The 25258-nt window shown below is 65.0% G+C and carries 26 protein-coding genes, 1 pseudogene and 1 riboswitch; of the genes and pseudogenes, 17 read left to right on the top strand and 10 right to left on the bottom strand.

Annotated features, from left to right (window positions below):
- Window positions 1-52: 52 nt before the first annotated feature.
- From XH80_RS30000 to XH80_RS29980, 5 genes are all read left to right on the top strand, one after another.
- Complete coding sequence (locus XH80_RS30000; RefSeq protein WP_014497196.1) at window positions 53-304, top strand: exodeoxyribonuclease VII small subunit; 252 nt, start codon at window positions 53-55, stop codon at window positions 302-304.
- A gap of 572 nt (window positions 305-876) precedes the next feature.
- Window positions 877-2805 carry a 1-deoxy-D-xylulose-5-phosphate synthase gene (dxs, locus tag XH80_RS29995; RefSeq protein WP_271601696.1) on the top strand — a complete coding sequence of 643 codons (1929 nt, stop codon included), beginning with the start codon at window positions 877-879 and terminating at the stop codon, window positions 2803-2805.
- 175 nt (window positions 2806-2980) lie between these two features.
- Window positions 2981-3535: a nucleoside 2-deoxyribosyltransferase gene (locus tag XH80_RS29990; RefSeq protein ID WP_271601695.1), complete on the top strand. Its 555-nt coding sequence runs from the start codon at window positions 2981-2983 to the stop codon at window positions 3533-3535.
- Window positions 3536-3557: 22 nt separating this feature from the next.
- On the top strand, window positions 3558-4292 hold the full coding sequence (locus XH80_RS29985) for a TlyA family RNA methyltransferase (RefSeq protein ID WP_220000643.1): 735 nt from the start codon (window positions 3558-3560) through the stop codon (window positions 4290-4292).
- Window positions 4285-5532, top strand: a complete 1248-nt coding sequence (locus XH80_RS29980) for a class I SAM-dependent RNA methyltransferase (RefSeq protein WP_271601694.1) — start codon at window positions 4285-4287, stop codon at window positions 5530-5532. Before XH80_RS29985 ends, XH80_RS29980 begins: the two co-directional genes overlap by 8 nt.
- Window positions 5533-5567: 35 nt before the next feature.
- On the opposite strand, the gene XH80_RS29975 is transcribed toward XH80_RS29980, so the two are convergent.
- Window positions 5568-6125, bottom strand: a complete 558-nt coding sequence (locus tag XH80_RS29975; protein ID WP_271601956.1) for a hypothetical protein — start codon at window positions 6123-6125, stop codon at window positions 5568-5570.
- 246 nt (window positions 6126-6371) lie between these two features.
- On the opposite strand from XH80_RS29975, the pseudogene XH80_RS29970 reads away from it, so the two are divergent.
- Together XH80_RS29970 and XH80_RS29965 are read left to right on the top strand one after the other, a co-directional pair.
- Window positions 6372-7425 (top strand): annotated as a pseudogene (locus XH80_RS29970) (class I SAM-dependent methyltransferase).
- Window positions 7426-7631: 206 nt separating this feature from the next.
- Window positions 7632-8474 carry a nucleotidyltransferase domain-containing protein gene (locus XH80_RS29965; protein WP_271601693.1) on the top strand — a complete coding sequence of 281 codons (843 nt, stop codon included), beginning with the start codon at window positions 7632-7634 and terminating at the stop codon, window positions 8472-8474.
- Between the two features lie 4 nt (window positions 8475-8478).
- On the opposite strand, the gene XH80_RS29960 is transcribed toward XH80_RS29965, so the two are convergent.
- Window positions 8479-9114, bottom strand: coding sequence for a hypothetical protein (locus tag XH80_RS29960; protein ID WP_271601692.1), 636 nt, complete (start codon window positions 9112-9114; stop codon window positions 8479-8481).
- Window positions 9115-9276: 162 nt separating this feature from the next.
- Window positions 9277-10149, bottom strand: a complete 873-nt coding sequence (locus tag XH80_RS29955; RefSeq protein WP_271601691.1) for a DUF1194 domain-containing protein — start codon at window positions 10147-10149, stop codon at window positions 9277-9279.
- A 317-nt stretch (window positions 10150-10466) separates the two neighbouring features.
- Window positions 10467-10545: riboswitch (Fluoride riboswitch) on the top strand.
- 98 nt (window positions 10546-10643) lie between these two features.
- Between XH80_RS29955 and XH80_RS29950 the strand changes: the two genes are divergently transcribed.
- Genes XH80_RS29950 through clpS form a run of 5 tightly spaced genes read left to right on the top strand, consistent with a single transcriptional unit; the run spans window position 10644 to window position 13387 of the window.
- A complete protein-coding gene (locus XH80_RS29950; RefSeq protein ID WP_271601690.1) occupies window positions 10644-11852 on the top strand; it encodes an MFS transporter in 1209 nt (402 codons plus the stop codon).
- 19 nt (window positions 11853-11871) lie between these two features.
- On the top strand, window positions 11872-12261 hold the full coding sequence (gene crcB / locus XH80_RS29945) for a fluoride efflux transporter CrcB (RefSeq protein WP_442868689.1): 390 nt from the start codon (window positions 11872-11874) through the stop codon (window positions 12259-12261).
- 6 nt (window positions 12262-12267) lie between these two features.
- Window positions 12268-12693, top strand: a complete 426-nt coding sequence (crcB, locus tag XH80_RS29940; protein ID WP_271601689.1) for a fluoride efflux transporter CrcB — start codon at window positions 12268-12270, stop codon at window positions 12691-12693.
- Window positions 12694-12695: 2 nt separating this feature from the next.
- Complete coding sequence (locus tag XH80_RS29935; protein WP_271601688.1) at window positions 12696-13037, top strand: DUF190 domain-containing protein; 342 nt, start codon at window positions 12696-12698, stop codon at window positions 13035-13037.
- A 44-nt stretch (window positions 13038-13081) separates the two neighbouring features.
- The gene (gene clpS, locus XH80_RS29930) at window positions 13082-13387 is read left to right on the top strand and encodes an ATP-dependent Clp protease adapter ClpS (RefSeq protein WP_271601687.1); all 306 of its coding nucleotides are present in this window, start codon (window positions 13082-13084) and stop codon (window positions 13385-13387) included.
- Here the strand turns inward: clpS and XH80_RS29925 are convergent.
- Window positions 13365-14333, bottom strand: coding sequence for a LysR family transcriptional regulator (locus tag XH80_RS29925; protein WP_271601686.1), 969 nt, complete (start codon window positions 14331-14333; stop codon window positions 13365-13367). The genes clpS and XH80_RS29925 overlap by 23 nt on opposite strands.
- Window positions 14334-14446: 113 nt before the next feature.
- Here XH80_RS29925 and leuC point away from each other — a divergent pair, with 113 nt between their 5' ends.
- Genes leuC through XH80_RS29910 form a run of 3 tightly spaced genes read left to right on the top strand, consistent with a single transcriptional unit; the run spans window position 14447 to window position 17825 of the window.
- Complete coding sequence (gene leuC, locus XH80_RS29920) at window positions 14447-15871, top strand: 3-isopropylmalate dehydratase large subunit (protein ID WP_271601685.1); 1425 nt, start codon at window positions 14447-14449, stop codon at window positions 15869-15871.
- Window positions 15868-16467 (top strand): 3-isopropylmalate dehydratase small subunit, encoded by a 600-nt coding sequence (leuD, locus tag XH80_RS29915; protein WP_271601684.1) that lies wholly within the window; start codon window positions 15868-15870, stop codon window positions 16465-16467. The genes leuC and leuD overlap by 4 nt, the downstream gene beginning before the upstream one ends.
- A 44-nt stretch (window positions 16468-16511) precedes the next feature.
- The gene (locus tag XH80_RS29910; protein WP_271601683.1) at window positions 16512-17825 is read left to right on the top strand and encodes a 2-hydroxycarboxylate transporter family protein; all 1314 of its coding nucleotides are present in this window, start codon (window positions 16512-16514) and stop codon (window positions 17823-17825) included.
- A gap of 50 nt (window positions 17826-17875) precedes the next feature.
- Here the strand turns inward: XH80_RS29910 and XH80_RS29905 are convergent, their stop codons facing one another.
- The 4 genes from XH80_RS29905 to fabI all read right to left on the bottom strand — a co-directional run bounded on the left by XH80_RS29905 (window position 17876) and on the right by fabI (window position 21836).
- Entirely contained in the window at window positions 17876-19066 is a 1191-nt protein-coding gene (locus XH80_RS29905; RefSeq protein WP_271601682.1) for an adenylate/guanylate cyclase domain-containing protein, read from the bottom strand.
- Between the two features lie 71 nt (window positions 19067-19137).
- The gene (aroC, locus tag XH80_RS29900; protein WP_271601681.1) at window positions 19138-20226 is read right to left on the bottom strand and encodes a chorismate synthase; all 1089 of its coding nucleotides are present in this window, start codon (window positions 20224-20226) and stop codon (window positions 19138-19140) included.
- Between the two features lie 173 nt (window positions 20227-20399).
- Window positions 20400-20999: a histidine phosphatase family protein gene (locus tag XH80_RS29895; protein WP_271601680.1), complete on the bottom strand. Its 600-nt coding sequence runs from the start codon at window positions 20997-20999 to the stop codon at window positions 20400-20402.
- Window positions 21000-21011: 12 nt separating this feature from the next.
- The gene (gene fabI, locus XH80_RS29890; RefSeq protein ID WP_271601679.1) at window positions 21012-21836 is read right to left on the bottom strand and encodes an enoyl-ACP reductase FabI; all 825 of its coding nucleotides are present in this window, start codon (window positions 21834-21836) and stop codon (window positions 21012-21014) included.
- Window positions 21837-22008: 172 nt separating this feature from the next.
- Between fabI and XH80_RS29885 the strand changes: the two genes are divergently transcribed.
- The gene (locus XH80_RS29885) at window positions 22009-22497 is read left to right on the top strand and encodes a sigma-70 family RNA polymerase sigma factor (protein ID WP_057753870.1); all 489 of its coding nucleotides are present in this window, start codon (window positions 22009-22011) and stop codon (window positions 22495-22497) included.
- A gap of 105 nt (window positions 22498-22602) precedes the next feature.
- Window positions 22603-23376 (top strand): anti-sigma factor family protein, encoded by a 774-nt coding sequence (locus XH80_RS29880; RefSeq protein ID WP_271601678.1) that lies wholly within the window; start codon window positions 22603-22605, stop codon window positions 23374-23376.
- 318 nt (window positions 23377-23694) lie between these two features.
- Here XH80_RS29880 and XH80_RS29875 read toward each other — a convergent pair whose 3' ends face one another.
- Together XH80_RS29875 and XH80_RS29870 are read right to left on the bottom strand one after the other, a co-directional pair.
- A complete protein-coding gene (locus tag XH80_RS29875) occupies window positions 23695-24654 on the bottom strand; it encodes a J domain-containing protein (protein WP_271601677.1) in 960 nt (319 codons plus the stop codon).
- A 166-nt stretch (window positions 24655-24820) separates the two neighbouring features.
- On the bottom strand, window positions 24821-25186 hold the full coding sequence (locus tag XH80_RS29870) for an RT0821/Lpp0805 family surface protein (RefSeq protein WP_333968874.1): 366 nt from the start codon (window positions 25184-25186) through the stop codon (window positions 24821-24823).
- Between the last annotated feature and the right edge of the window lie 72 nt (window positions 25187-25258).

Below are 25258 nucleotides of genomic sequence, written 5' to 3'. Positions count from 1 at the left end.
GCAAAACTCTGCTGTTTTGCAAGCGCAGCGAATCGGGCAATCGGAAACGGATATGGCCGAAAATACCCAAGTCGACGTCTCCAGGCTCACCTTCGAGCGCGCGATCGAGGAACTCGAAACGATCGTGAAGCGGCTCGAGGACGGCAAGGTGCCGCTCGAGGAATCCGTCACGATCTACGAACGCGGCGAAGCCCTGAAGCGGCGCTGCGAGGAGCTGTTGCGCCAGGCCGAGGCGCGCGTCGACAAGATCACCACCGACGCCAGTGGCCAGGCCGCCGGCACGGCGCCCCTGGACGTGCAGTAAGGCCCGCAGCCACCCGCCTCGCGCATCAGCCGCCTGCAATTTTTCAAGATCGCACGCCCCGTCTTGGCCGGCGAAGGGAACGCTAAGGCCGGAGAGTTCCCGCCTCGGCGTTCTCCATCCCGCGAATTCCGCCGAAAAGGCTGTCTTTCCGCAAAGAATCCGGCCAAGGAACCGGGCAGAATTGGAACCTTCCCTCCGGCGCCCCGATTAACCAAATTGGCCCGCCGGTTGCACCTGCATACCCGTGATCGGCCCTGTGGGTTGGCTTTGGCCCAAGCTTTGGTGTAAAGCTGCGCGGAGTGTGGCTTTTTGTTAGCCTTGACGTGGGGACCGATTTTCGATGTCAAGTGCCTCAAATCGCTAATGAAATTGGCTGGGACGGACGAAGCCGATCTACGTGACAGGGATCACAGAGACTGAACCGGAGCGCACTTAGGCTCACCTAAGCTTGAAGACGGGGCCTTGCCCCATGCAGGTGGCTCCGACGGTTTAAGGACTCGCGCTGCGCCGATATTGTGCAAACCCATCGCGCACCGGAATGACCTTCCGGCGCTGACAAATTGGAAATCGCCGTGAACGCATACAGTAAAACGCCGCTTCTCGACACCATCCGGACGCCGGAAGACCTGCGCAAACTCAAGGTCGAGCAGGTTCGCCAGGTCGCCGACGAGCTGCGGCAGGAAACGATCGATGCCGTCTCGGTGACCGGCGGTCACTTCGGCGCTGGCCTCGGCGTGGTCGAGCTCACCACCGCGATCCACTACGTCTTCGACACGCCGCGTGACCGGCTGATCTGGGACGTCGGCCATCAGGCCTATCCGCACAAGATCCTCACCGGTCGCCGCGACCGCATCCGCACGCTTCGCACCGGCGGCGGCCTGTCCGGCTTCACCAAGCGCAGCGAGAGCGATTACGACCCGTTCGGCGCCGCGCATTCCTCGACCTCGATCTCGGCCGGTCTCGGCATGGCCGTCGCGCGCGATCTCTCCGGCGGCAAGAACAACGTTATCGCCGTGATCGGTGACGGTGCGATGTCGGCGGGCATGGCCTATGAGGCCATGAACAATGCCGGCGCCATGAATTCGCGCCTGATCGTGATCCTCAACGACAACGACATGTCGATCGCGCCGCCGGTCGGCGCCATGAGCGCCTATCTGTCGCGCCTCTACTCCGGCAAGACCTATCGCACGCTGCGCGATGCGGCCAAGCAGATCAACAAGCGCCTGCCCAAGATCCTCGCCAACCGCGCCAACCGCGTCGAGGAATATTCCCGCGGCTTCATGATGGACGGCGGCACGCTGTTCGAGGAGCTCGGCTTCTATTACGTCGGCCCGATCGACGGCCATAATCTCGACCATCTCCTGCCCGTGCTGAAGAACGTCCGCGACATGGAGACCGGCCCGATCCTGGTCCATGTCGTGACGCAAAAGGGCAAGGGATACGGCCCGGCGGAAGCGTCCGCCGACAAGTACCACGCCGTCGTCAAGTTCGACGTCGCCACCGGCACCCAGGCCAAGGCCAAGCCGAATGCGCCGGCCTACCAGAACGTGTTCGGCCAGAGCCTCGTCAAGGAAGCGCAGAAGGACGACAAGATCGTCGCCATCACCGCGGCGATGCCGTCGGGCACCGGCGTCGACATCTTCAACAAGGCGTTCCCGGACCGCACCTTCGACGTCGGTATTGCCGAGCAGCACGCGGTGACCTTCGCCGCCGGTCTCGCGACCGAGGGCTACAAGCCGTTCTGCGCGATCTACTCGACCTTCCTGCAGCGCGGCTACGACCAGATCGTCCATGACGTCGCGATCCAGAACCTGCCCGTGCGCTTCGCCATCGACCGCGCCGGCCTCGTCGGCGCCGACGGCGCGACCCATGCCGGCTCGTTCGACAACGCCTATCTCGGCTGTCTGCCCAACATGGTGATCATGGCTGCGGCCGACGAAGCCGAGCTCGTGCACATGGTGGCGACCCAGGTCGCGATCAACGACCGTCCGAGCTCGCTGCGTTATCCGCGCGGCGAAGGCCGCGGCATCGAGATGCCCGAGGTCGGCATTCCGCTCGAGATCGGCAAGGGCCGCATGATCCGCCAAGGCAGCAAGATCGCCCTGCTCTCGTTCGGCACGCGTCTGGCCGAATGCGAGAAGGCGGCCGACGAGCTCGCCGCCCATGGCCTCTCCACCTCGATCGCCGATGCGCGCTTCATGAAGCCGCTCGACACCGAGCTGGTGCTGAAGCTCGCCCGCGACCACGACGTGCTGATCACGATCGAGGAGGGCTCTGTCGGCGGCTTCGGCTCGCATGTCGCGCAGTTCCTGACCGATCAGGGCGTGCTCGACACCGGCATGGTCAAGTTCCGCACGATGGTGCTGCCCGACGTATTCCAGGACCACGATACCCCGGCCGCGATGTACGCCCGCGCCGGCCTCGACGCCAAGGGCATCGTCGCCAAGGTGTTCGAAGCGCTCGGCAAGGATGTGAAGGCCGAGACGGTCAAGCTGGCTTGAGGCTTATCACCTCTCCCGCTTGCGGGAGAGGTCGGCGCGAAGCGCCGGGTGAGGGTTCTATCCTCTGGGAGACTATCCGTTGCGGAGACACCCTCTCCCCACCCCTCCCCCGCAGGCGGGGGAGGGAGCAGACTGCGGCTCGCATCTCGACCCAAATTTCCCTGGTTCTATTTCCATGAAAATCTATCTGGCAGGTCCCGACGTGTTCCTGCCGGATGCGGTTGAGATCGGCCGCCGCAAAGCCGCGATCTGCACCGCCCACGGTCTTACCGGTCTCTATCCCCTCGACAACGCCATCGACCTCACCACTTCAGACGCCTCCCGGCGGATCTTTTGCAGCAATGAGGCGATGATGGACGAGGCCGACGCCGTCATCGCAAACCTGACGCCGTTCCGCGGTGCCGGCGCCGACCCCGGCACCGTCTACGAACTCGGCTACATGGCCGGCCGCCGCAAGTTTTGCCTCGCTTACTGCAACGATCCCGCCACCTATGCCGACCGCCTCAGTCGCTTCATGGCCGTCACCCCTGAGGACGGACGGCTGGTCGATGCGCAGGGGCTGACCGTCGAGGATTTTGGTCTCGTCGATAACCTGATGATGATCCATGCGCTGGAGCTGCATGGCTGCCCGCTGGGGACGCCGGCGCAAATGCCTGTTGACGTCTGGCATGATCTGGCCGCGTTCGAGGCTTGCGTCCGGATGGCGGCCGCGCGATTGATCGCTACATAGCGATCAATCGCTGGAGAGATCGATGTCCCCTGCCCGCAAACGCGCGGATGTTCTGCTGGTCGAGCGCGGCCTGTTCGAGAGCCGGGCGCGGGCGCGCGCGGCAATCGAGGCCGGGCTCGTCACGGCCAACGACAAGCAGGTCGAAAAACCCTCGGAGACGATCGCCGAGGACGCCGTGATCCAGGCCGAGCCGGCGCATCCCTACGTCTCGCGCGGCGGCGTCAAGCTCGCCGGCGCGCTGGAGCGCTACAGAATCGAGATCGAGGATCATGTCTGCCTCGACGTCGGCGCCTCCACCGGCGGTTTTACGGAGGTGCTGCTGGCGAACGGCGCGAGCCTGGTGTTCGCCGTCGATGTCGGCACCAGTCAGTTGCACGCCTCGCTGCGCGGGCATCCCAAAATCGTGTCGATGGAGGAGACCGACATCCGCGCCTATGAGGGCAAGCGGCTGCCGGCGCGGCCCGATGTCGTCGTCATCGACGTCAGCTTCATTTCGCTGAAGACCGTACTTCCCGTTGCGCTGTCGCTGGCGGCCGCGCCGATGAGCCTGCTGGCGCTGATCAAGCCGCAATTCGAGGCTGACAGGAAGCACAACAAGAAAGGCATCATCCGCGACGCCGCCGTGCATCAAGAGATCTGCGACGACATCGCGGCCTTTGCCGCCTCGCTCGGCTGCACCGAGATCGAGGTGTTTCCCTCCTCGATATCAGGCGGTGACGGCAATATCGAATTCTTCCTGGGCGCGCGCCGTGGTTGAACGTGTCATGATCGATCATGTCGGCCATCGCGGCGACGGCGTTTCACTCACGACAGGCGATGCGATCTATGTGCCCTACACGCTTGGCGGCGAGAGCGTCGAGGTCGATCACGTTGCGGGCCATCATCCCGACCGTCGCAAGCTGCTGGCGGTCGATATCGCCAGCCCCGAGCGCATCGAACCGTTCTGCCCGCATTTCGGCGTCTGCGGCGGCTGTGCGATCCAGCATTGGGCGGCGGAGCCCTACCAGGCCTGGAAACGCAACATCGTGGTCGAGACGCTGGCGCAGGCCGGCGTTCCTTGCGAGGTGGCCCCGCTGGTCGATGCGCATGGTGCCGGGCGAAGGCGCGTCACGCTGCACGGAAGGTTCGGCACGCATGACGTGCTCAAGGTCGGCTTTTCCGCGACGAGCTCGCACGACGTGATCCCGATCGACCGCTGTCCGATCCTCGATCCCGCGCTGGAAGGCGCGCTCGATGCCGCCTGGGCCATTGCCGAGCCGCTGACGTCGAAAATGCCGGTGACCAAACCGCTCGACATCCAGGTGACCGCCACCATCAACGGCCTCGATGTCGACGTGCGCGGCTCCGGCCCGCTGCCGACGCGGCTGGTCACCGCGCTGTCGCGCGTCGCCGAGCAGCATGGTCTGGCGCGGCTGACGCGGCATGGCGAATTGGTGCTGCAACGCCTGCCGCCAACGGTGCGGATGGGCCGCGCCGAGGTGACGCTGCCGCCGGGCTCGTTCCTGCAGGCAACCGTGGCCGGTGAAGAGACGCTTGCTTCACTCGTCGCCGAGCGCGTCGGCAAGGCGAAGGAGGTTCTCGACCTCTTCTGCGGCGTCGGTCCGTTTGCGCTCAGGCTCGCCGAGAAAGCCCGCGTCACCGCCTATGACAGCGACGCCGGCGCGATCGCCGCGCTCGCGAAGGCGGCGCGCACGCCGGGACTGAAGCCGATCAAGTGCGAGCCGCGTGACCTGTTCCGCCGTCCGCTGGTGCCACCGGAGCTGCGCGATTTCGATGCCGTGATATTCGATCCGCCGCGCCAGGGCGCACAGGCACAGGCGCTGAAACTCGCGGCGAGCAAGGTGCCCGTGGTGATCGCAGTGTCCTGCAATGTCGCGACCTTCGCCCGTGACGCGCGGCTGCTGATCGATGGCGGTTACAAGATCGAGAATGTCGTCCCGGTCGATCAGTTCCGCCACACGCCGCATGTCGAGCTGGTGGCGAAGTTCAGCCGCTAAAGCGCGATGAGATCGGGTTGAATCGTCATCGCGCTTCAGCGTCGCAGCTGGCCCAGCGCCGGCGACTCGCCCGGCAGCATGTTCGACCTGATATCGCTGTCCATGAGGCCGGAGTCGCGCTGGGTGAACCCGGCGCCGAACGACAGGCTGAGATTGGACGTCGGCTTGAATTCGACGCCCGCAAATCCGCCGTAGCCGGGACCGGCGGCGGAGGTCAGCGGTGCAACCGAGCTGCCGATGCCGTTACCGTATTTCAGCGTGTCGAAGCCGGCAAAGAAGGTCACGAGCGAGCCGCCCGCGGTCTTCATGTTGTAGCCGAACTGCGTGCTGTCGAAGGAGAGCGCGCTGAAATTGCCTGAAGATCCAGCCTGGGTGAAACCGCTCAGGCCGAGATTGCCGCTCTGGCTTCCGACGAAAAAGCCGGGACGGAAATCATAGCCATTGCTGTAGCTCTCAGTGCTGCCGCCATAGCCGAAAGCCCCGCCCGGAATCCAATACTGCACAGGCGCGACCTGGGCATGAGCAGGTCCGCCGCCAAGGCAGAGCAGTGCGAGAAGAGCAGTAAGACCGCAGGTACGAGTAAAGCCGGGCATCGAGGTAACCGTCAGAATGGTGCGCAAAATATACGCCCGCCAAGGTGCGAATGCCAGTGATGCGATGCCGCTGATCACGCCATCGGGTTCCAGACCCGACGCTTTGAACCTCCTGCGTGCCGGATTGACCCACTGAAAGGGACGCGCAAGCTGAAGCCGCGGCTTTGACCGCGAAAGCCCGATGCCGTCCGATCACGCGCGATTGCGCAGACCTTTGAAAATGCCCGACATTCGATGGAGGCTGTCATGGAGGTCAATTCCGACAAGTTGAATGCCTTTATGGGCAAGATGATTACCGAGGTCGGGGCGGCGATGAACGCATCGCTGGTCCTCCTGGGCGACAAGCTCGGCCTCTATCGCGCTCTTGCCGCCAAGGGACAACTCGGCCGAACTTGCAAAGGCCACCGGAACGGCGGAGCGCTATGTCCGCGAATGGCTGGCGAGCCAGGCGGCATCCGGCTACGTCGAATACGATGCCGGCTCGGGAAAGTTCTCCATGCTGCCGGAGCAGGCGATGGCGCTCGCTGACCAGGACAGCCCGGTGTTCCTTGGCGCGGTCGGCAACGTCATTGCCGCAGCCTTTCTCGACGAGCCGAAGGTCACCGACGCCTTCAAGTCCGGCAAGGGCGTCGGCTGGAACCGGCGCAGCGAGTGCCTGTTCTGCGGCACCGCCCGCTTCTTCCGCACCGGCTACATGCATCACCTGGTGCAGGAATGGCTGCCCGCGCTTGACGGCGTCGTGGACAAGCTGAAGCGCGGCGCCAAGGTCGCCGATGTCGGCTGCGGACATGGCGTCTCGACACGGCTGATGGCGGAGGCCTTTCCAAACTCCCGCTTCTATGGCTTCGACTATCACGAGGGTTCGATCGAGGCGGCGCGCAAGGCGGCCGCCGAGGCCAGGCTCGGCGATCGCGTCAGCTTCGCGGTTCACTCGGCCAAGACTTATCCGGCCGAGGGCTACGATCTCGTCTGCTTCTTCGACTGCCTGCACGACATGGGCGATCCCGTCGGCGCCATCAGCCATGTGCGCCAGACCATGGCGAAGGACGGCACCTGCATGCTGGTCGAGCCATTCGCGGGCGACCGCCTCGAAGACAATCTCAACCCGGTCGGGCGCGTCTATTACGCGGCATCGACCATGATCTGCACACCGGCCTCGCTCGACCAGGAGGTGGGCCTCGCACTCGGCGCGCAAGCCGGCGAGGCAAGGCTACGCAAGGTCGCAGCCGAAGGCGGCTTGTCGCGCTTCCGCCGCGCTGCGGAAACGCCGTTCAACCTGATCCTGGAAGCACGGATCTGATTTGATCGCGCTGGGCGCCGCGGCCGGCCATGTCGAGCTGCGGCGTCCGTCCCCGTCGCATGCGCGCCCGAAGTCTCGTCATGGATATCATCCCGCTGATCGGCTATGACGAGCTGGTCTCGATGACGCTGATCACCATGCGAGCGGCAACCCGAGTGACAGCGTGCCGCCGCCGCTGACGGCGAAACAGGTGAATCCGCCCGCCGATGCCCGATCCCTTGCTCACGCGCCTGACGTCCGCCTTTGCCGAGGTACCAGGCATCGCGGCGATCGTGCTCGGCGGCTCGCGTGCGCGAGGCAGCGCGCATCCGGCATCGGACTACGATATCGGCCTCTATTTCACCGCGGCCGCTCCGCTGAATACGGAGCGCCTGCTGGCCGCAGCAAAGGCCGTGGCAGATAGAACCGCGGCCGCTTCGGTGACGCCGATCGGCGAATGGAGGCCGTGGATTGTCGGCGGTGCGTGGCTGTCGGTCGAGGGTCACAAGGTCGACCTGCTCTATCGCAACGCCGATGAAGTCAAAACCGTGATGGACTCCTGCCGCGCCGGCATCGTCACCATGGACTATCAGCCCGGCCATCCGCACGGCTTCTGCTCGGCCATCTGGATGGGCGAGATCGCCTATTGCGAACCGCTGCACGATCCGCTGGGCCTGATTGCGCGGCTGAAATCGATCGCATTGCCCGATCCGCGACTACTCCGCGATGCCTTGATCCGGCGCTTTCAGTGGGAGGTGCTGTTCGGCATTGAGAATGCCGAGCTTGCCGTCGCGCGCGACGAGAGGACCCATGTCGCCGGATGCCTCTATCGGTCGCTCGCCTGCGTCGCGCAGGTCCTGTTCGCGCTGAACGAACGCTATCTCGTCAATGAAAAGGGCGCACTGCCGGAAGCCGCACGCTTACCGCTGACCATTCCAGTGCTGGCCGACCAGGCCAGGGAGATCTGGCGGTTGATCGGCGACGGGGGCCTGGTGGCCGCCTGCAGGGTGTTGCGTGATATCGATCGGCAATTGCACGCGCTGACGCGCTCCAGCGGAATGCTGCCGTAGGTGGCTACGCCGTCCGATCCACCGAGGATGACGAATCCGCCGGCGGATATTTCGTCACCGGCACCATGAAGGATTTGGTGCCGACCTGGTAGGTGATCTTGCCGTTCTGCCCGTCGTCCGTCGCGATCTGCGCCTGGCCGAACATGATGACGTTCTTGTAGACGATGCCGGTGCCCTGGCGGGTGATGCCCTCGGTGGTGACGCTGACCTGGGCTTCATTGCCGTTGACCGAGAGCACCTTGAAGCTCGCGCTCTTGCCGATGTCGCTGGAATAGCCACCCCAGCTCCCCATCAGGCGGCTGTCGGAGGCCGGTGGCGCCTGCTTCTCGAGAGTTGCAGTCTGCTTGCCGCTGCCCCCAAAGGAGAACAGCAGCACCATGTTCTTGCCGTCTTTGGTGCCGACCGTGACCCCGCCGAAGTTGATGAGCGTGCCCTGAACTTCGCCAAAGCCGCGCTCGGTGTGGCCGTTATGGGTGTACTCGACCTGCGCTCGGTTGCCGCGGATGTTCACGACCTTGAAGCCGACAGGCTGGTTGTTGCCCGCCCAAGTGCCCTTCCAGTCGCCGATCAAGGCGCTCTGGTGGTACAGCCGCTCGTTGGCGGGCGAAATCTGGCTGGTGCTTGGCGCGACGACGGACATGAGTATATGCGATGGACGAGTTCGACGGGCTCGCTGGCCTGCGAGCGGCGACAGGCAGCATCAGCAACGTTCAGAAACAGTTGGATTAGGGGCACGGCGGAGTTAACGGACAGTTAATTTCAGCCGCCGGCCGCGAGGCGACGGATGGTCTCATCGAGCACGTCAGCGGCCCCAGCGATCCGACCAGATCTTCTCGCCGATCAGGCAGCTCACGCGCGGCTCCTTGTCCTTGTCCGCAACGTGCACCACCGTGGGAGTTCGGCCCGCCACCTCCATCAGCAGCTTGGTGCGGATCGCCTCCTTGAACTTCTCGCGATCCTTGATCGCGATCACGAAGGAGCCGGGTCCGCCGATCACGCAGTCCTCGTAATAGTAATCGAGATTGTCGATATCCATCGTCGAATAGGACGGCTCCTTCACCATGATCGGCAGGCCGTTGATGATGATGCCCTTCTCGAGTGCGAGATCGCGCGCCACCGTGACAGGGCCGCCATTGTTGTTGGGACCATCGCCCGAGATGTCGATGACGCGGCGAAGCCCGTGATAGGGATCCTCGTCGAACAGCGGCATGGCAAATCCAATCGCGCCTGAGATCGAGGTGCGTGAGGCGCGCCGGATCGGCGTCTTCAAGATCTCGGCTGCGACCGCATCCGCCGTCTCCGGTCCGTCGATGAGGCGCCAGGGGATGATGATCTTCTGGTCGCTCGAGGCGGCCCACTCGAAATAGGTCACCGCGATCCTGCCATTGGGGCCGGCCTTGAGCGCCTGCAAAAATTCCTTGGACTGGATCGCCTGGGCATAGCCCTCGCGCTGGATCGCGAGCTCGTCCATATCCATGGAGTAGGAGACATCGACCGCGAGGATCAGCTCGACATCGACTGACTGCGCATCGCCGTCGGCCGCCTGCCGCTGCTGTCTCGTTGGCTCGAATTTCGGCGGTCCGAATTTAGAACTTGGTGCCGCGAAGCCCGCGACGTCCCCTCCGGCAAGTACGCCGGCCACCAGCACAGCCCCGATCGAGAACAGCAAGCGCATCGCAGTCTCCCGTCGTATGACGCGATGGTGACACGCAAACGCCGTGCCGCAAAGCGCGAAGATCGCTTGGGCTTCACATTCAGGTTAGAGATTTGCGGGTTAGAGATTCGAGGGCTCGCGCAAAGCCGCCGCGAATTCGCCACGCTCGCGCGTCGCGGTGCTGACTTTCAGCCGTCATTCCGGGGCGGCTCGAAGAGCCGAACCTCAGGTGCGCAATTGCGCACCGGGGAATCTCGAGATTCCGGATTCGATGCTGCGCATCGCCCCGGAATGACGGAGACATCTCTTGTTCCCCCTGATTTCCATGCTAGGCTGACCCGACAGATGGGGATGGAGTCCCCCGACAACCGCCCGGCGGTCGCGTGACTGCAATGGGGTGATGACTCCTGCCCAAGGCAAGGCCATCAGCCTCTGCCTGGGGCGGGAGCATGGACAAACCCGCCGCTGGCGGGTTTTTTGTTGCCTGAAACGAAGGCCACGGAGACGTCCACGACGTGACGACGACCACACCGAATGCCGCCCATGCCAGGCTGCCCAGGGGGATCTGGGTGCTCGGCTTCGTCTCGATGCTGATGGATATCTCCTCCGAGATGATTCATGCGTTGCTGCCGGTCTATCTCGTCACCATGCTCGGCGCCTCCACCCTCACCGTCGGCTTCATCGAGGGCATCGCGGAGGCGACCGCATCGATCACGAAGATCTTCTCCGGAGCGCTGTCTGACTGGCTCGGCCGCCGCAAGCTGCTCGCGGCCCTCGGCTACGGGCTGGCCGCGTTGACAAAACCGTTGTTCCCGCTCGCCCCCAGCGTGGGCTGGCTGGTGGCAGCGCGCTTCATCGATCGCGTCGGCAAAGGTATTCGCGGCGCACCGCGCGATGCACTGATCGCCGATATTTCGCCGATGGGCCTGCGCGGCGCGAGCTTCGGCCTGCGGCAATCGCTCGACACGGTCGGCGCCTTCGTCGGACCGCTGGTCGCAATCGGACTGATGTGGTGGACCTCAGATCATTTTGTCGCCGTGTTCTGGGTGGCGGTGCTGCCCGCGTTCCTGTCGTTCGGACTGATCACCTTCGCAGTGACCGAGCCGGAGCCGGATGCCAGCCGGGAGCCCGCGAAGAGTCCGCTCAACACTGCCGCAATGCGGCAGCTCGGACCGGTCTACTGGCGGGTCGTTGCGGTCGGCGTCATCTTCACCTTGGCGCGTTTCAGCGAGGCCTTCCTGATCCTGCGGGCGCAGAACATCGGGCTCAATGCGATGTGGGTGCCGGCGGTGCTGGTGCTGATGAACGTCGCTTACGCCCTCTCCGCCTACCCGGCCGGCGCGCTGTCGGACCGGATCAACCGGACCGCCCTGCTCGGACTCGGCCTCGTCCTCCTCGCTGGCGCCGACCTTGCGCTGGCGCTACTGCCTGATCTGGCCGGCCTCGCGCTCGGCGTCGTGCTGTGGGGCCTGCATATGGGACTGACGCAAGGCTTGCTCTCGGCCCTCGTCGCCGATACTGCACCCCCAAGCCTGCGCGGCACCGCGTTCGGCTATTTCAACCTGTTCACCGGCCTTGCGATGCTGGCCGCGAGCGTGATCGCCGGCGCACTGTGGGACGCCTATGGGCCGGTCGGCACGTTCCTTGCCGGGCTCGGCTTCGCACTGGCCGCGCTGGTGGGACTGTTGACCGTCGGCGACGGCCTGGCCATGGAGAAGAAGTGATGACAGGGGGCTGTTCATCGTGCTGAGCGGAGTGATCGCGATCGTGGCCGGCAGCGTGCTGGGCGGCTGCGCCCGCTATTTCGTCTCCGGCGTCATCGCGCGCCGGCTGGGCGAGACCTTTCCCTGGGGCACCATGACCATCAACGTCACAGGCGCCTTCCTGATCGGTATGTTTGGCGCGCTGGCGACCCATCCCGGCTCGGTGTTCGCGACGCCCAATCCGTGGCTGTTCGCGGTCACAGGCTTCCTCGGCTGCTACACCACGGTGTCCTCGTTCAGCCTGCAAACGCTGACCCTGGCCCGCAACGGCGAGCCGGCACACGCGCTCGGCAATGTCGTGTTCTCGGTCGGCCTGTGCCTTGCGGCCGTGAGCTGCGGCTTCCTCCTTGCGGACGGTTTGGGGGGATAGAGGCGAATGAAGCCCTCCTCTGCCGACCGCTGGCGCGTTGCGATCCTTTATGCCTGGGTTTCTGCCGGCAGCATCGTCGGCGGGCTGACGCGCTATCTGGTCGGGCTCGCGCTCGATACCGGCCCGGGCTTTCCCTTCGCCACATTGTTCATCAACGCCACGGGCTCGCTGATCATCGGCTTCTACGCGACGCTGACCGGGCCCGACGGGCGCATGCTGGCGCGGCCGGAGCACCGGCAGTTCGTCATGACCGGCTTCTGCGGCGGCTACACCACGTTCTCGACCTTCAGCCTGGAGACCTTTCGCCTGTTCCACGGCGGCATGAAATATACCGCCATCGCCTATGTCGCGGCGTCCGTCGTCTGCTGGCTGGTGTCGGTATGGGCAGGGCATATGATGGCGAGCCGCTACAACCGCTTGACGAGGAGTTGACCATGCAGATCCCCAATCAGGCTGTTTCGCTGCGGATCTTCATCGGCGAGAGCGACCATTACGACGGCAAGCCGCTCTATGAAGCCATCGTGATGACGGCGCGCGAGCGGCACCTTGCCGGCGCCACCGTGCTGCGTGGCCCCATGGGCTTCGGCAAGTCGAGCCGGCTGCACACCTCGAAAATCCTGCGGCTCTCGGAAGATCTGCCGCTGCTGATCGAGATCGTCGACAGCGAAGACAACATCAACGCATTCCTGCCCATCCTGGATGGCATGATGTCGAGCGGCCTGATCACCTTGGAGAAGGTGCAGGTCCTGCAATATGGTGCGAAGGTCGCGAGCTGATCGCTCCGGCCCGGAACCCGAGCCCGCCGTGTCCAGGAGGCGGAATGAACGACACTGTTACGACGCCGAAAACCAGGACGAAGACCAAGGTCGAGCGGCCGAAGCTGCACAAGGTCATCCTGATCAATGACGACTACACGCCGCGTGAATTCGTCACCATGGTGCTCAAGGCCGAATTCCGCATGACCGAGGATCAGGCCTACAAGGTCATGATCACCGCGCACAAGCTGGGCACCTGCGTCGTCGCCGTCTTCACCAAGGACGTTGCCGAAACCAAAGCCACCCGTGCCACCGACGCCGGCCGCGCCAAGGGCTATCCGCTGTTGTTCACGACCGAGCCTGAGGAATAGGGCGACGCGCGCGAGGCGCCTTGCGCGGGCTCCCTGCGGGATCCTCCTGAACATGGGTCCAGAATGCCTCTGCCGCCGGCGTCAGTCGCGACCTCGGGCGGAACACCCTGATCTCGATCGGGATCTCCCACTCCTGTCCGCCCGCTTTCACCAGCTCGCCGGACGCGAGCTGATCCACAATCAGGCTTTGCGGAAGCCAGGCCATGCCGCGGCCGGCCTGGACCATGGTGACCAGCAGCTTTGCAAGATGCGAGGTGAATGCCGGCTTCAGCTCCGCCTTGAGCGGTGAAGTCGAGCGGACGGCCTCGAGAATCGTGCCCATGCCTGACTCGGAGCGATAGCTCAGGAATTGCACTGGCGCTGCCGCCGTTCCCGGCAGCCTGAAGCGCGGCGTCTTGCTCGACCTGGAGAGCGGTACGGATGCCGGGATCAGGCGATCATCGCCGACATGGGCCGAGCGGAATTGCGACGTCGTCAGCGCAGTGACCACGGACGGATGATGATGGCAAAGCAGGAAATGCACCTCGCCCGCCAGCAGCATGCGCTCGCACGCCTCCATGTGGTTGGCGACGAGCTGCACGTTCGGCACGAAGGACAGCGTCGTTTCGATTCCGCGCAGCCAGTCCGGAAAGAACGTCAGCGACAGCGCGTTGGTCGAGGCGAATTTCAGCACGTCGGATGAGCCGCGCGCGAGCTCCTGGGCCTCGAGGCGGCCGGTGGACAGGCGGCGGATGATGTCCTCCGCGGTCAGGCGGAATGCATCGCCCGCGGCGGTGAGACTGACGGCATGCGTGGTGCGCTCGAACAGCGCCGCGCCCGCCCACACTTCCAGCGCCTTGATCCTGCGGCTCAGCGCCGGCTGCGACGAATTGCGCTGCTCGGCGGCGCGCGAAAAGCTGCGCGTCGATGCCACCGCGATGAAATCGTGCAGCCAGTTGATCTCCATGGTATCCGTCCCGCTTATGCAAATCCTGCATAATCATATCATGAGGTGACATTGGATTTCCAGAAGGCGGGCCGCCACCCTCCTGGGAAAGTCAAATATCCATTGGAGGCCTGATGTCAGGGCGTACGCTGTACGACAAGCTGATCGACGCGCATGTGGTCCGCCGCCTCGACGATGACGGACTGGTGCTGCTCTATGTCGACCGCACCGTGCTCAACGAATACACCAGCCCGCAGGCGTTCGCGGGCCTGCGCGCCGCCGGGCGCAAGGTGTGGAATCCGTCCGCGGCGCTGATGGTGGTCGACCACGTCAATCCGACCGCGGCCCGCCGCACCCGGCAGATGCCGGATGCCGACGCTGCGCGGCAGGTCGACTATTTCGCCGACAACGCCCGCGATTTCGGCATCGAATATTTCGACATTCTCGATCCGCGCCAGGGCATCGAGCATGTCGTCGCCCCCGAACAGGGCCTCGTCATGCCCGGCATGGTGATCGCCGCCGGCGACAGCCACACGACCGCCTACGGTGCGTTCGGCGCGCTCGGCTACGGCATCGGCACCTCCGACATCGAGCATTATCTGGCGACCTCGACCGTGCGATATCGCCGCCTGAAGACGATGCGCATCGTCGTGACCGGGCGTCCGGCGCTTGGCGTCACGTCAAAGGACATCGTCATGGAGATCATCCGGCGCATCGGCGCCGATGGAGCCAGTGGCTATGCGGTGGAGTTCGCCGGCCCTGCGGTGAGCGAGATGAGTGTCGAGGGACGCATCGTGATGTCGATCATGATCGTCGAGGCCGGCGCCCGCGGCGTCGTCATCGCGCCCGATCAGAAAGTGCTCGATTATCTCGGGGGGCGCCCGCGCGCGCCGAAGGGCGAGATGTGGGACCGCGCCGCCAAGGCGTGGCTGCAGCTCCGCTCCGATTCCGATGCCCATTTCGACCGTGAGATGACGATCGATGCCGGCGATGTCGCGCCGCTGGTAACGTGGGGCACCAGCCCGGACCAGGCGATCGCTGTGACCGACAGCGTGCCCGATCCCGAGAGCAACGCGGCCGCCGACGGCAAGACGGCGGCGAGACGCGCTCTGGCCTATATGGGCCTGACGCCGGGAACACCGATCCAGTCGGTGCCGATCGACCTTGCCTTCATCGGCTCGTGCACCAACTCCCGCATCGAAGACCTGCGCGATGCGGCGCGCGTCTTCAGAGGCCGCCAGGTCGCATCAGGCGTGCGCGCCATCGTCGTCCCCGGCTCGACGCAGGTCCGCGCCCAGGCCGAAGCGGAGGGGATCGCGCGGATCCTGATCGATGCGGGCGTGGAGTGGCGGCAATCGGGCTGCTCGATGTGCCTTGCGATGAACGACGACATTCTTGCACCGGGCCAGCGCTCGGCCTCCTCGACCAACCGTAATTTCGAGGGCCGCCAGGGGCCCGGCGCGCGCACGCATCTGATGAGTCCCGCGATGGTGGCTGCCGCCGCAGTCACCGGCCGCATCACCGATGTGCGCGAGCTGATCGAAGGAGATCTGCCATGACGCCGTTCCATTCCGTCTCCGGCGTCGCCGCACCGATGATGACGCCCAATATCGACACCGACGTGATCATGCCAAAGATGTTCCTGAAAGGCGTCGATCGCAGCGGGCTCGGTGAAGGCGCCTTCAACCTGCTGCGCTTCCGCGCGGGCAGGCCCAATCCCGACTTCGTGCTGAACAGAGACGGCTATCGCGATGCCTGCTTTCTCGTGGTCGGCCCGAATTTCGGCTGCGGGTCGAGCCGCGAGCACGCGGTCTGGGGGCTTCAGCAGCTTGGCATCCGCGCCCTGATCGGCACGAGTTTCGCCGGAATCTTCAGCGATAATTGCGCCAATAACGGCCTGCTGACGATCAGCCTCGACGCCGCGACCGTCGGCACTCTCGCCGGCATCGTCGCGAGCCCCGCGAGCAACCGCCTCACCATCGACCTCGAGCCGCAGACCATCCGCTTCGCCGGCGGGATTATTCCGTTCGCGATCGAGCCAGCCCGGAAAGAGGCGTTCCTGACGGGGCGCGACGCCATCAGCTCGACGCTCGTCCTTGCCGACGACATCCGCGCCTTCGAGGCGCGACACCGGGCGGACAATCCCTGGTTCTGAGCGCGCGTCCACAAGCAAAAATGAAGAAGACAAGGGAGGCTTTCTTGACCGACACCACCGTGAAGCTGGCGGAGACGACGCCACCATCGGCGCTCGCGGCGCTGAAAATCGGCCCGCTGCCGATCACCGTCTATGTTCCCGCAGCGCTCGTCTGCGCGGCGGCGGTCTATTCCGGCAAGCTGCCGAACGACGTGATCGGTGGCCTCTCGGTGCTGATGCTGCTCGGCTTCCTGCTCGGCAAGCTCGGCCAGACCATCCCGCTTCTGAAGCGGATCGGCGGCACGGCGATCATGTGTCTGTTCGTGCCCGCGGCGCTGGTCGCCTACGGCCTGATGCCGGAAACGGCGCTGAAGGCGATCGCGACGACGTTCCGCACCGCCAACTTCCAGTATTTCTTCATCGCCTGCCTCGTCGCCGGCTCGATCCTCGGCATGCCGCACCGCGTGCTGGTGCAGGGCTTCTTGCGCATGTTCGTACCGCTATTGGTCGGCACGCTCAGCGCGATCGCGATCGGCATCGCTGTCGGCCTGCTGTTCGGCCACAGCCCCAAGGAGACGTTCTTCTTCGTCATCATCCCGATCATCGGCGGCGGCCTTGCGGAAGGCGTGCTGCCGCTGTCCATTGCCTATTCCGAGATGCTGCACCGGCCGCAAGCAGAGCTGGTGGCGCAGATGGTGCCGGCAGCGCTGCTCGGCAATGTCGTCGCCATCGTCGCGGCCGGGCTGCTCGCGCGGCTCGCCGAGAAGCGGCGCGATCTCAATGGCCAGGGCATGTTGGTGAAGACAGGCGATGACGACATCCTCGGCCCGGCGCGATCCGATCATCCGATCGATCTCGGCCTGTTAGGTGCCGGCATCGTGCTGTCCTGTGGGCTGTTCGTGCTCGGCATGGTGCTCGCGCCCACGACCGGCATTCCCGGTCCGATCCTGATGATCATCGCCGCTGTTACGCTGAAGCTGACGAAGCTGCTTCCAGCAGAGATGGAGCTCGGCGCCTACCAGATCAACAAGTTCATGTCGACCAACCTCACCTTCGCCATCCTGGTGGCGATGGGAACGCTGCTGGTGTCATGGCAGCAGCTGGTGGCGTCGTTCAATCCCGGCTACATCGCGATCTGCACCGCGACGGTGCTGGCGATGGTCGCCTCCGGCTTCTTCGTCGGCCAATGGCTGAACATGTATCCGGTCGAGGCGGCGATCGTGACCGCATGTCATTCCGGCCTCGGCGGCACCGGCGACGTCGCCATCCTCGGCGCCGCGGATCGCATGGGCCTGATGGCCTTCGCCCAGATCGCAACCCGCGTCGGCGGCGCCATCATGATCGTGATCGCGACGCTCGCGATGAAGGTTGCTTTTTAAGACGCGCTATCGCGGCGGCAGGCGATCCAAAATATCGTCAGCCGCCGCCTTCACGCCATCACCACCGGCGTTTCCTCGGCGAGCCCGTACACGCGCTGCGCCTTGGAGAACCCTGCGATCGGAAACTCGCCGAGATTGCGCCAATCGTGCTGGCAGGCTTTGGCAAAGCCCTCGGACGCCACGACGGTCCGCCCGAGGCGGCCGGCGATCTTCTCCAGCCGCGCCGCCAGGTTGATGGCCGGGCCGATGCAGGTGAAGTCGAGGCGGTTGCCGCCGCCGATATTGCCATAGAGGATGTTGCCGACATGCAGCGCGACGCCGAAGCGGAAGCGCTCGACGACATCGCCGACCGGATGGGCCAACGCCTCGACGCTGGCGCGGGCTTCGCGCGCCGCTTCCAGCACGCGCGAACAGACATGCGCGGCGTCACCGACATATTCGTCGATCGGGAACACCGCGAGCAGGCCATCGCCCATGAATTTCAACACCTCGCCGCCGTGCCCCCGGATGGCGGTGACCTGGCAGTCGAAATAGCGGTTGAGGATATCGACCACCGTCTCGGCCGGCAGCCGGTCCGACAGCGCGGTAAAGCCGCGCAGGTCCGACAGCCAGATCGCAGCCTGCATGGTGTCGTTGTGACCGCGGCGGATCTGGCCGGCGAGGATCCGCTCGCCGGCGCGATTGCCCACATAGGTGTCGAGCAGGGTCGCAGCGGTGCGGCGCAAGGTGACGATCTCGCTGACGCGCGCGAGCGGCGCGACGATGGAGCGGATCGTCGCGATGTCCTCATCGCTGAAGCCACGGGGATGTCGCGTGCTCCAGCTGATGGCATGGATCGAGCCGTCGAGAAACCGCATCGGCGTCGCGATGTAGTCGGTGACACCCTCGGCGCGCATGTCGTCCAGGAACGGAAAGCGCTTGCTGTCGGGGTCGTCCATGCGGCCCCTCACCTCCAGGCCTTCCTCGAACACGATGCGCAGCGGGCTTCGCGCGAATTCGGGTGTGGCGAGAATCTCGAAATCGACGGTGCCGATCTCGACGTCCTCGCCCTGCCGCCAGATGAAATTGCGGCCGAAGATTTCAGGATGAAGCGTGCGGATGAAGACGCCGAACCGCCACAACGGCAGGCCGGCCGCAACCAGCTGCTCGCAGGCGTCCGAGATCATCTCGGCCGACCCGCGCGACGACCTGGCACCGTCGATCAGCCAATTGACGATACGCTGGAGCTCGGAGTTTTCCATGCCCGCATTAGCCGACGAAGTTGTGGAATCGTCAAGCTGCGCGGTGGGCTGGTACCGCGAGAGGTAAGAACTCAGCGCCCGACCTGCCCGCGGTCGCGCAGGAAGTGATCGGCCAGCACGCAGGCCATCATGGCTTCGCCGACGGGGACGGCGCGGATGCCGACGCAGGGGTCGTGGCGGCCCTTTGTCATGATCTCGGTGTCGGCGCCCTGGCGATCCACGGTGAGGCGCGGTTGCAGGATCGACGACGTCGGCTTCACCGCGAAGCGCACCACGATGGGCTGCCCGGTGGAGATGCCGCCCAGAATGCCGCCGGCATGGTTGGACAGGAAACGCGTGCCGTCATTGCCGGTGCGCATCTCGTCGGCGTTCTCTTCGCCGGTGAGTTCGGCTGCGCCGAAGCCGGCGCCGATCTCGACGCCCTTCACGGCGTTGATGGTCATCATCGCGCCGGCGAGATCGGAATCCAGCTTGGCGTAGATCGGCGCGCCGAGGCCCGCCGGCACGCCCTCGGCGACGATCTCGAGCACGGCGCCGATCGAGGAGCCGCTCTTGCGGATGCCGTCGAGATAGGTCTCGAAGAACGCAGCCTTGTCCTTGTCGGGACAGAAGAACGGATTTCTGGCGATCTCGTCCCAGTCCCACTTGGCGCGATCGATCTTGTGCGGGCCCATCTGCACCAGCGCGCCGCGCACCTTCACATCAGGCAGCACCTTTCGCGCGATCGCACCGGCGGCGACCCGCATCGCGGTCTCCCGCGCCGAGGAGCGACCCCCGCCGCGATAATCGCGCAGGCCGTACTTTGCCTCATAGGTGAAGTCGGCATGGCCGGGGCGAAACTTGTCCTTGATCTCCGAATAATCCTTCGAGCGCTGATCGGTGTTCTCGATCAGGAGCCCGATCGGCGTGCCGGTCGTCACCTGCACGCCGGTCTCCGGATGCGCCATCACGCCGGACAGGATCTTGACCTGGTCCGGCTCCTGGCGCTGGGTGGTGAAGCGCGACTGACCGGGCCGGCGGCGATCGAGGTCCTGCTGGATCTCCGCCTCGGTCAGCGGGATCATCGGCGGGCAGCCGTCAACCACGCAGCCGATCGCCACTCCATGGCTCTCGCCAAAGGTGGTGACGCGGAACATGTGGCCGAAGGTGTTGAAGGACATGCCGAGATGCTGCCTAGCTTTGACGTTTTGCATAAACGTTGTTTGTCAACGTCGTAGCGCCGAGGAGGATTGGGTTCAACCCTCGTTCCGTCATTCCGGGGCGCCCGCAGGGCGAACCCGGAATCTCGAGATTCCGGGTTCGGTGCTGGCGCACCGCCCCGGAATGACGGCACCTAGCTATACTTCTCCAGCCGGCCGTCGCGGAACACGTAGACGGCGCCCTGCTCGATATAGAGATCGGCGGCGCTAGCCGGCGTCTCCAGGCCGAGCGAGACCATCAGGGCCCGGCAAGTGCCGCCATGGGCGACCGCGACCGTGTCGGCCTTGAGCTCGTCATACCAGGCACGGACCCGGACCTGCACGTCGGCATAGGTCTCGGCGCCCGCGGGCGCCACGGTCCATTTGTCGGCGAGGCGCCGGGCATAGATCTCGGGGTCTCTCGCCTCGCTTTCGGCCAGCGTCAGCCCTTCCCAGACGCCGTAACCGATCTCGCGCAGCCGATCGTCCAGCGCATAATCCGCCACCGGCAATTCGAGCCTGCCGCGCGCGAGCTCCATGGTCTGGCGGGCGCGGCCGAGCGGGCTCGAGACATAGGGCAGATCAGCCTTGTCGCGGCCGTCGCGCCTGAAGAGATCGGCGAGGATCAGGCCCGCCTGCAACGCCTGGTCGCGGCCGCGCGCATTCAGCGGAATGTCCCTGGTGCCCTGAAGCCTGCCGAGCGCATTCCACTCGGTCTCGCCATGGCGAAGATAGTAGATCGTGGGCACGGGCATTGCGGGCGGTGATCAGTCCTTCGACGTATCCGCGGCTTCAGCCCGCATCATGCCCAACACGTTGTAGCCGGAATCGACATGATGCACCTCGCCGGTGACGCCGCGCGACATGTCCGAGAGGAAATACACCGCGCTGTCGCCGACCTCCTCGATCGTCACGTTGCGCCGTAGCGGTGCGTTGATCTCGTTGTATTTCAGCAGCAGGCGCGAATCGGCGATGCCGGCGAAGGCCAGCGTCTTGATCGGCCCTGCCGAGATCGCATTGACGCGGATCGCCTTCACGCCGAGATCGGCGGCCAGATAGCGCACGCTCGCCTCCAGGGCCGCTTTCGCGACGCCCATGACGTTGTAATTCGGCATCCATTTCTCGGAGCCGTAATAGCTCAGCGTGATGATCGAGCCGCCGTCGGTCATCAGCTTCTCGGCGCGCTGCGCGATGGCGGTCAGCGAGTAGCAGGAGATCAGCATCGACTTGGAGAAATTGTCCGCGGTGGTGTCGACATAGCGGCCCTCGAGCTCGTCCTTGTCGGCAAACGCGATGGCGTGCACGACGAAGTCGATCTTGCCCCACTTCTCCTTCAGCACATCGAACACCGCGTCGATGGTCGCAGCATCGGTGACGTCGCAATGGCCAAGCATGAGCGCGCCAAGCTCGACGGCGAGCGGCTCGACCCGCTTCTTCAGCGCATCGCCCTGGTAAGTGAGCGCGATCTCGGCGCCGGCTGCCTGGCATGCCTTGGCGATGCCCCAGGCGATCGAGCGGTTGTTGGCAACCCCGAGTATGACCCCGCGCTTGCCTTGCATCAATCCTTGCATCAGACCTGAATTCTGCGCCATTTCTTCACGTCCCGTCGAACTGGATCAAGGTCTGGAGGTACACCAGCCCTCCCCTGTGGTACAGTCCTAATCCGCGGCGTTAACGCTGTTTCCGGCGCCGGAATAGCCGTTCCATTCGGGTGTTATGATTGCTGGAGGCGCTCGCGCCGAACGGCAGGACAGCAAGGACGGCATGAGTGCGTTTCGCCAGAATGTAGAAGCCATGATCCCGGCGTTGCGCCGCTACGCCCGCGCGCTGACGCGCGATGCGGATGCGGCCGACGATCTGGTGCAGGACACGCTGGTGCGTGCGCTGCGCTCGGAGCGATTGTTTCTGGGAGGCGACGTCAGGAGCTGGCTCTACACGATCCTGACCAACCTCAACAAGAACCGGCGGCGCTCGCTGGCAAGGCGGCCGCAATTCATGCAGCTGACGGAGAACAATCCGGATGCCAGCGGGACGGAGGCCGAGGGACGCGACATCGAGCGAGCCCTTTCGACATTGGTCGAGGAGCAACGCTCGGTGCTGCTGCTGGTGATGCTGGAGGGCATGAGCTATCGCGAGGTCGCGGACATCCAGGGCGTGCCGATCGGCACCGTGATGTCGCGCCTGGCACGCGCCCGCGCCCACGTCAAAGCGTCGCTGGAGGGTGAGCGCCCGGCGCTCAGGCGGGTGAAATGATGGCAGGATTGATGCATCGCGGATGCTGCGTCCCTGCATGACGAGAGAAACGGCGCAGTTGAACCACGTCAGATATTTTGGGCCGCAGAGCCAGAGACGACCGATATGAACGAGCACAATATTCCAGTGACCGAAGACGAATTGCACGCCATTGTCGATGGCGAGTTGCCGCCCGAGCGCCGCGCCGACGTCGAAGCCTGGCTTGCCGCCCACCCCGAGGATGCCGAGCGGGTACAGTCCTGGCGGACCATGGCCGAGATGCTGCACGCCCGTTACGACGGCGTCGCCCAGGAGCCGGTGCCAGCCCGGCTGGAACTCGAGCGGCTGGAGCGCCGTCCGCGGCAATGGCTCTATGGCGCCATCGCGGCCACGCTGGTTGCCTTCGTCGCCGGCGGCACGGCCGGCTGGGTCGCGCATGGCGCCGCGAATGCGCCCTCGACGTTCCAGGCCTTCACGGCGGATGCGCTCGACGCCCACCGCCTCTATGTCGTCGAGGTGCGCCACCCCGTCGAGGTTGGCGGCAATGAACGCGACCACCTCCAGGCCTGGCTGACCCGGCGCTGTGGCTGGACCGTGTTCGCGCCCAATCTGGAGGCGAGCGGGCTGAAGCTGGTCGGCGGACGGTTGCTGCCGGGGCCGAATGGGCCGGCGTCCTTCCTGATGTATGAGGGCGCCTCGGGCGAGCGCTACACGATCTACACTGCCAAGACCGAGACCGGCGCAACGCAGATGCGCTATGCCAGGACGGACAAGGACGGGGCGCTGTTCTGGGCCGAGCGCGGCGTCGGTTACGTCGTCAGCGGCGGCGGCGCCGACCGCGATCGCCTGACCAAGGTGGCGCAGGCCGTGTACGACCAAGCCGAGAAAAACGGCGGCTAAACAACCGAGCAAACGCCGTGCCCAGATTCCGTCATTGAAAATTTGGAATCAGGACATGGGCGCGTCTCATTATCGCACCGGATGCTCACGCGAAAATGTGCAGCGTTCGATCCGCCGATCGACGCGGGCGGCCTCGATTGGGGTTTTTGGTACCGCGCTGGTCCCCCTCTCGAGGCCGCACCTTTTTATCGGCTGCCCGGCCGGACAGTCGACACGTCGAGCATACGAAGCGCTACTAGGCCTCGGACATATGATGGGCATCATCCGCTCGACGACGCCTTAGGTCTTTAGGAGAAACCCCTTCGCTTGGATCATGCGTCAGCCAAGCCCGCTACGTGGATTGTAGGGGTGCTGGTCCCGCCACTTTTCCATCAATGCTTCAAGCTCGGCGTCGTTCCCGTCCGGTAGCATAATCCTGATGGTGACGAAGAGATCCCCGGTTCCACCAGATCTCGGCAGGCCCTTGCCTTTGAGGCGAAAGGTCCGGCCGCTGGAGGTGTTTTTGGGAACCGACAGTTCCACGGCATTGCCGAGCGTGGGCACGCGGACCTTGCCGCCGAGCACGGCCTCATAAAGCGTCACCGGCAGTTCGATCCTCAGGTCCGCACCATCGACCTTGAAGAAGGGATGGGCTGCGATGCTGATGGTGATCAGGAGGTCGCCGGGCGGATGGCCTTGCGCGGTCTCGCCCTGTCCGCGCAGACGGATCTGCTGGCCCTCGATGACGCCGGCCGGAATCTTGACGTTGAGCTCCTTGCCGTTCGGCAGCCGGACGCGCTTCTCCCCGCCCTTGACCGCTTCTTCCAACGAGACGGACATGGCGACATTGACGTCGAGATCGAGGCCGATCCCGCCGGTGTCGAATTCGAATTGGGCGCCGCCGCCCGCCCCGGGGCGAGCGCCGCGCATGCCGCCGCCGAACATGCTGTTGAGAATGTCCTCGAACGCGCCGGCGCCCTGACCGGGGCCTGCGCCGCCGCGGAACGAGTACTCGAACCCGCCGGGACCGGCGCGGCCGCGCGGCCCGCCGCCGCCCGGAAAACCCTGGAAGCGCGGCTTGCCCTCGGCGTCGATCTCACCGCGATCGAACTGCTTGCGCTTGTCCTCGTCGCCGATGATCTCGTTGGCCGAATTGAGCTCGGAAAAACGCTCCGCAGCCTTCGGGTCGTTCTTGTTGCTGTCGGGATGGTGCTTCTTGGCAAGCTTGCGATAGGCGCTCTTGATCGCGGCAGCGGTGGCGCTCCGCGGCACCCCCAAGACCTCATAGGGGTCGCGCATCCGTCACGTCTCCTTCACGGAATCCAATTGTTCAAAGGGCTCCCCGCCCCACTTGGCATTCATGTGGGGAGGGCGTGGCATTTTTGCAACTAGTCAGGCCAGCCGACTCTTTACGTTTGGAGCATGATCTTATCAGAGAACCGGTTCCCACTTCCCCGGATCATGCTCAGCTCCGCCACGGCTTTAGCGTATGAATCTCCCAACGGCCACGGCTGCTTTGGCAACCGGCGCCCTGGAGCCAGCTTTCAGTGGTGCCGTTGACATAACTCGCCAGGAAATCGCGGCACTTGCGGCCGTCCTCGGCGGCGTAGGATTGCGCGATCGGCGTCACCGAGCCGCGCGCGCCGGTTTCCGGATTCTCCCAGTGCTGGCTGGCATCCTTGTCGCCCATGCTGAGCACGTCGGAGGCGGCGTTGCGGGCGAAGGCCAAGTCGGTCTCGGTCGGTGCGGCGTCCTTGGCCGGCCGCGCGATCGAACCCGTGCGGTCGCCGTCGTCAGCCTTGGCGTAGGCATTGGTGTCGGTGCGAGACATGCTGCAGCCACCGGCGCCGAGCCCGATCAGAATCGTTGTAAGGACGAAGCTGGAGGACCGCATCGCCGATAG

Source organism: Bradyrhizobium sp. CCBAU 45384, from assembly GCF_028128665.1.
GTDB classification, from domain to species: domain Bacteria; phylum Pseudomonadota; class Alphaproteobacteria; order Rhizobiales; family Xanthobacteraceae; genus Bradyrhizobium; species Bradyrhizobium manausense.
Note: the sequence above shows the minus strand (reverse complement) of the source record. Positions and strands in the feature narration are given on the sequence as shown.

Excerpts from the sequence above, each read along its gene's own strand:
- XH80_RS30000 (WP_014497196.1), top strand. The coding sequence starts at position 53 with ATGGCCGAAAATACCCAAGTCGACGTCTCCAGGCTCACCTTCGAGCGC.
- XH80_RS29990 (WP_271601695.1), top strand. The coding sequence starts at position 2,981 with ATGAAAATCTATCTGGCAGGTCCCGACGTGTTCCTGCCGGATGCGGTT.
- XH80_RS29985 (WP_220000643.1), top strand. The coding sequence starts at position 3,558 with ATGTCCCCTGCCCGCAAACGCGCGGATGTTCTGCTGGTCGAGCGCGGC.
- XH80_RS29975 (WP_271601956.1), bottom strand. The coding sequence starts at position 6,125 with ATGCCCGGCTTTACTCGTACCTGCGGTCTTACTGCTCTTCTCGCACTG.
- XH80_RS29965 (WP_271601693.1), top strand. The coding sequence starts at position 7,632 with ATGCCCGATCCCTTGCTCACGCGCCTGACGTCCGCCTTTGCCGAGGTA.
- XH80_RS29960 (WP_271601692.1), bottom strand. The coding sequence starts at position 9,114 with ATGTCCGTCGTCGCGCCAAGCACCAGCCAGATTTCGCCCGCCAACGAG.
- XH80_RS29955 (WP_271601691.1), bottom strand. The coding sequence starts at position 10,149 with ATGCGCTTGCTGTTCTCGATCGGGGCTGTGCTGGTGGCCGGCGTACTT.
- crcB (WP_271601689.1), top strand. The coding sequence starts at position 12,268 with ATGAAGCCCTCCTCTGCCGACCGCTGGCGCGTTGCGATCCTTTATGCC.
- XH80_RS29935 (WP_271601688.1), top strand. The coding sequence starts at position 12,696 with ATGCAGATCCCCAATCAGGCTGTTTCGCTGCGGATCTTCATCGGCGAG.
- clpS (WP_271601687.1), top strand. The coding sequence starts at position 13,082 with ATGAACGACACTGTTACGACGCCGAAAACCAGGACGAAGACCAAGGTC.
- XH80_RS29925 (WP_271601686.1), bottom strand. The coding sequence starts at position 14,333 with ATGGAGATCAACTGGCTGCACGATTTCATCGCGGTGGCATCGACGCGC.
- leuC (WP_271601685.1), top strand. The coding sequence starts at position 14,447 with ATGTCAGGGCGTACGCTGTACGACAAGCTGATCGACGCGCATGTGGTC.
- leuD (WP_271601684.1), top strand. The coding sequence starts at position 15,868 with ATGACGCCGTTCCATTCCGTCTCCGGCGTCGCCGCACCGATGATGACG.
- XH80_RS29905 (WP_271601682.1), bottom strand. The coding sequence starts at position 19,066 with ATGGAAAACTCCGAGCTCCAGCGTATCGTCAATTGGCTGATCGACGGT.
- aroC (WP_271601681.1), bottom strand. The coding sequence starts at position 20,226 with ATGTCCTTCAACACCTTCGGCCACATGTTCCGCGTCACCACCTTTGGC.
- XH80_RS29895 (WP_271601680.1), bottom strand. The coding sequence starts at position 20,999 with ATGCCCGTGCCCACGATCTACTATCTTCGCCATGGCGAGACCGAGTGG.
- fabI (WP_271601679.1), bottom strand. The coding sequence starts at position 21,836 with ATGGCGCAGAATTCAGGTCTGATGCAAGGATTGATGCAAGGCAAGCGC.
- XH80_RS29885 (WP_057753870.1), top strand. The coding sequence starts at position 22,009 with ATGAGTGCGTTTCGCCAGAATGTAGAAGCCATGATCCCGGCGTTGCGC.
- XH80_RS29880 (WP_271601678.1), top strand. The coding sequence starts at position 22,603 with ATGAACGAGCACAATATTCCAGTGACCGAAGACGAATTGCACGCCATT.
- XH80_RS29875 (WP_271601677.1), bottom strand. The coding sequence starts at position 24,654 with ATGCGCGACCCCTATGAGGTCTTGGGGGTGCCGCGGAGCGCCACCGCT.
- XH80_RS29870 (WP_333968874.1), bottom strand. The coding sequence starts at position 25,186 with ATGTCTCGCACCGACACCAATGCCTACGCCAAGGCTGACGACGGCGAC.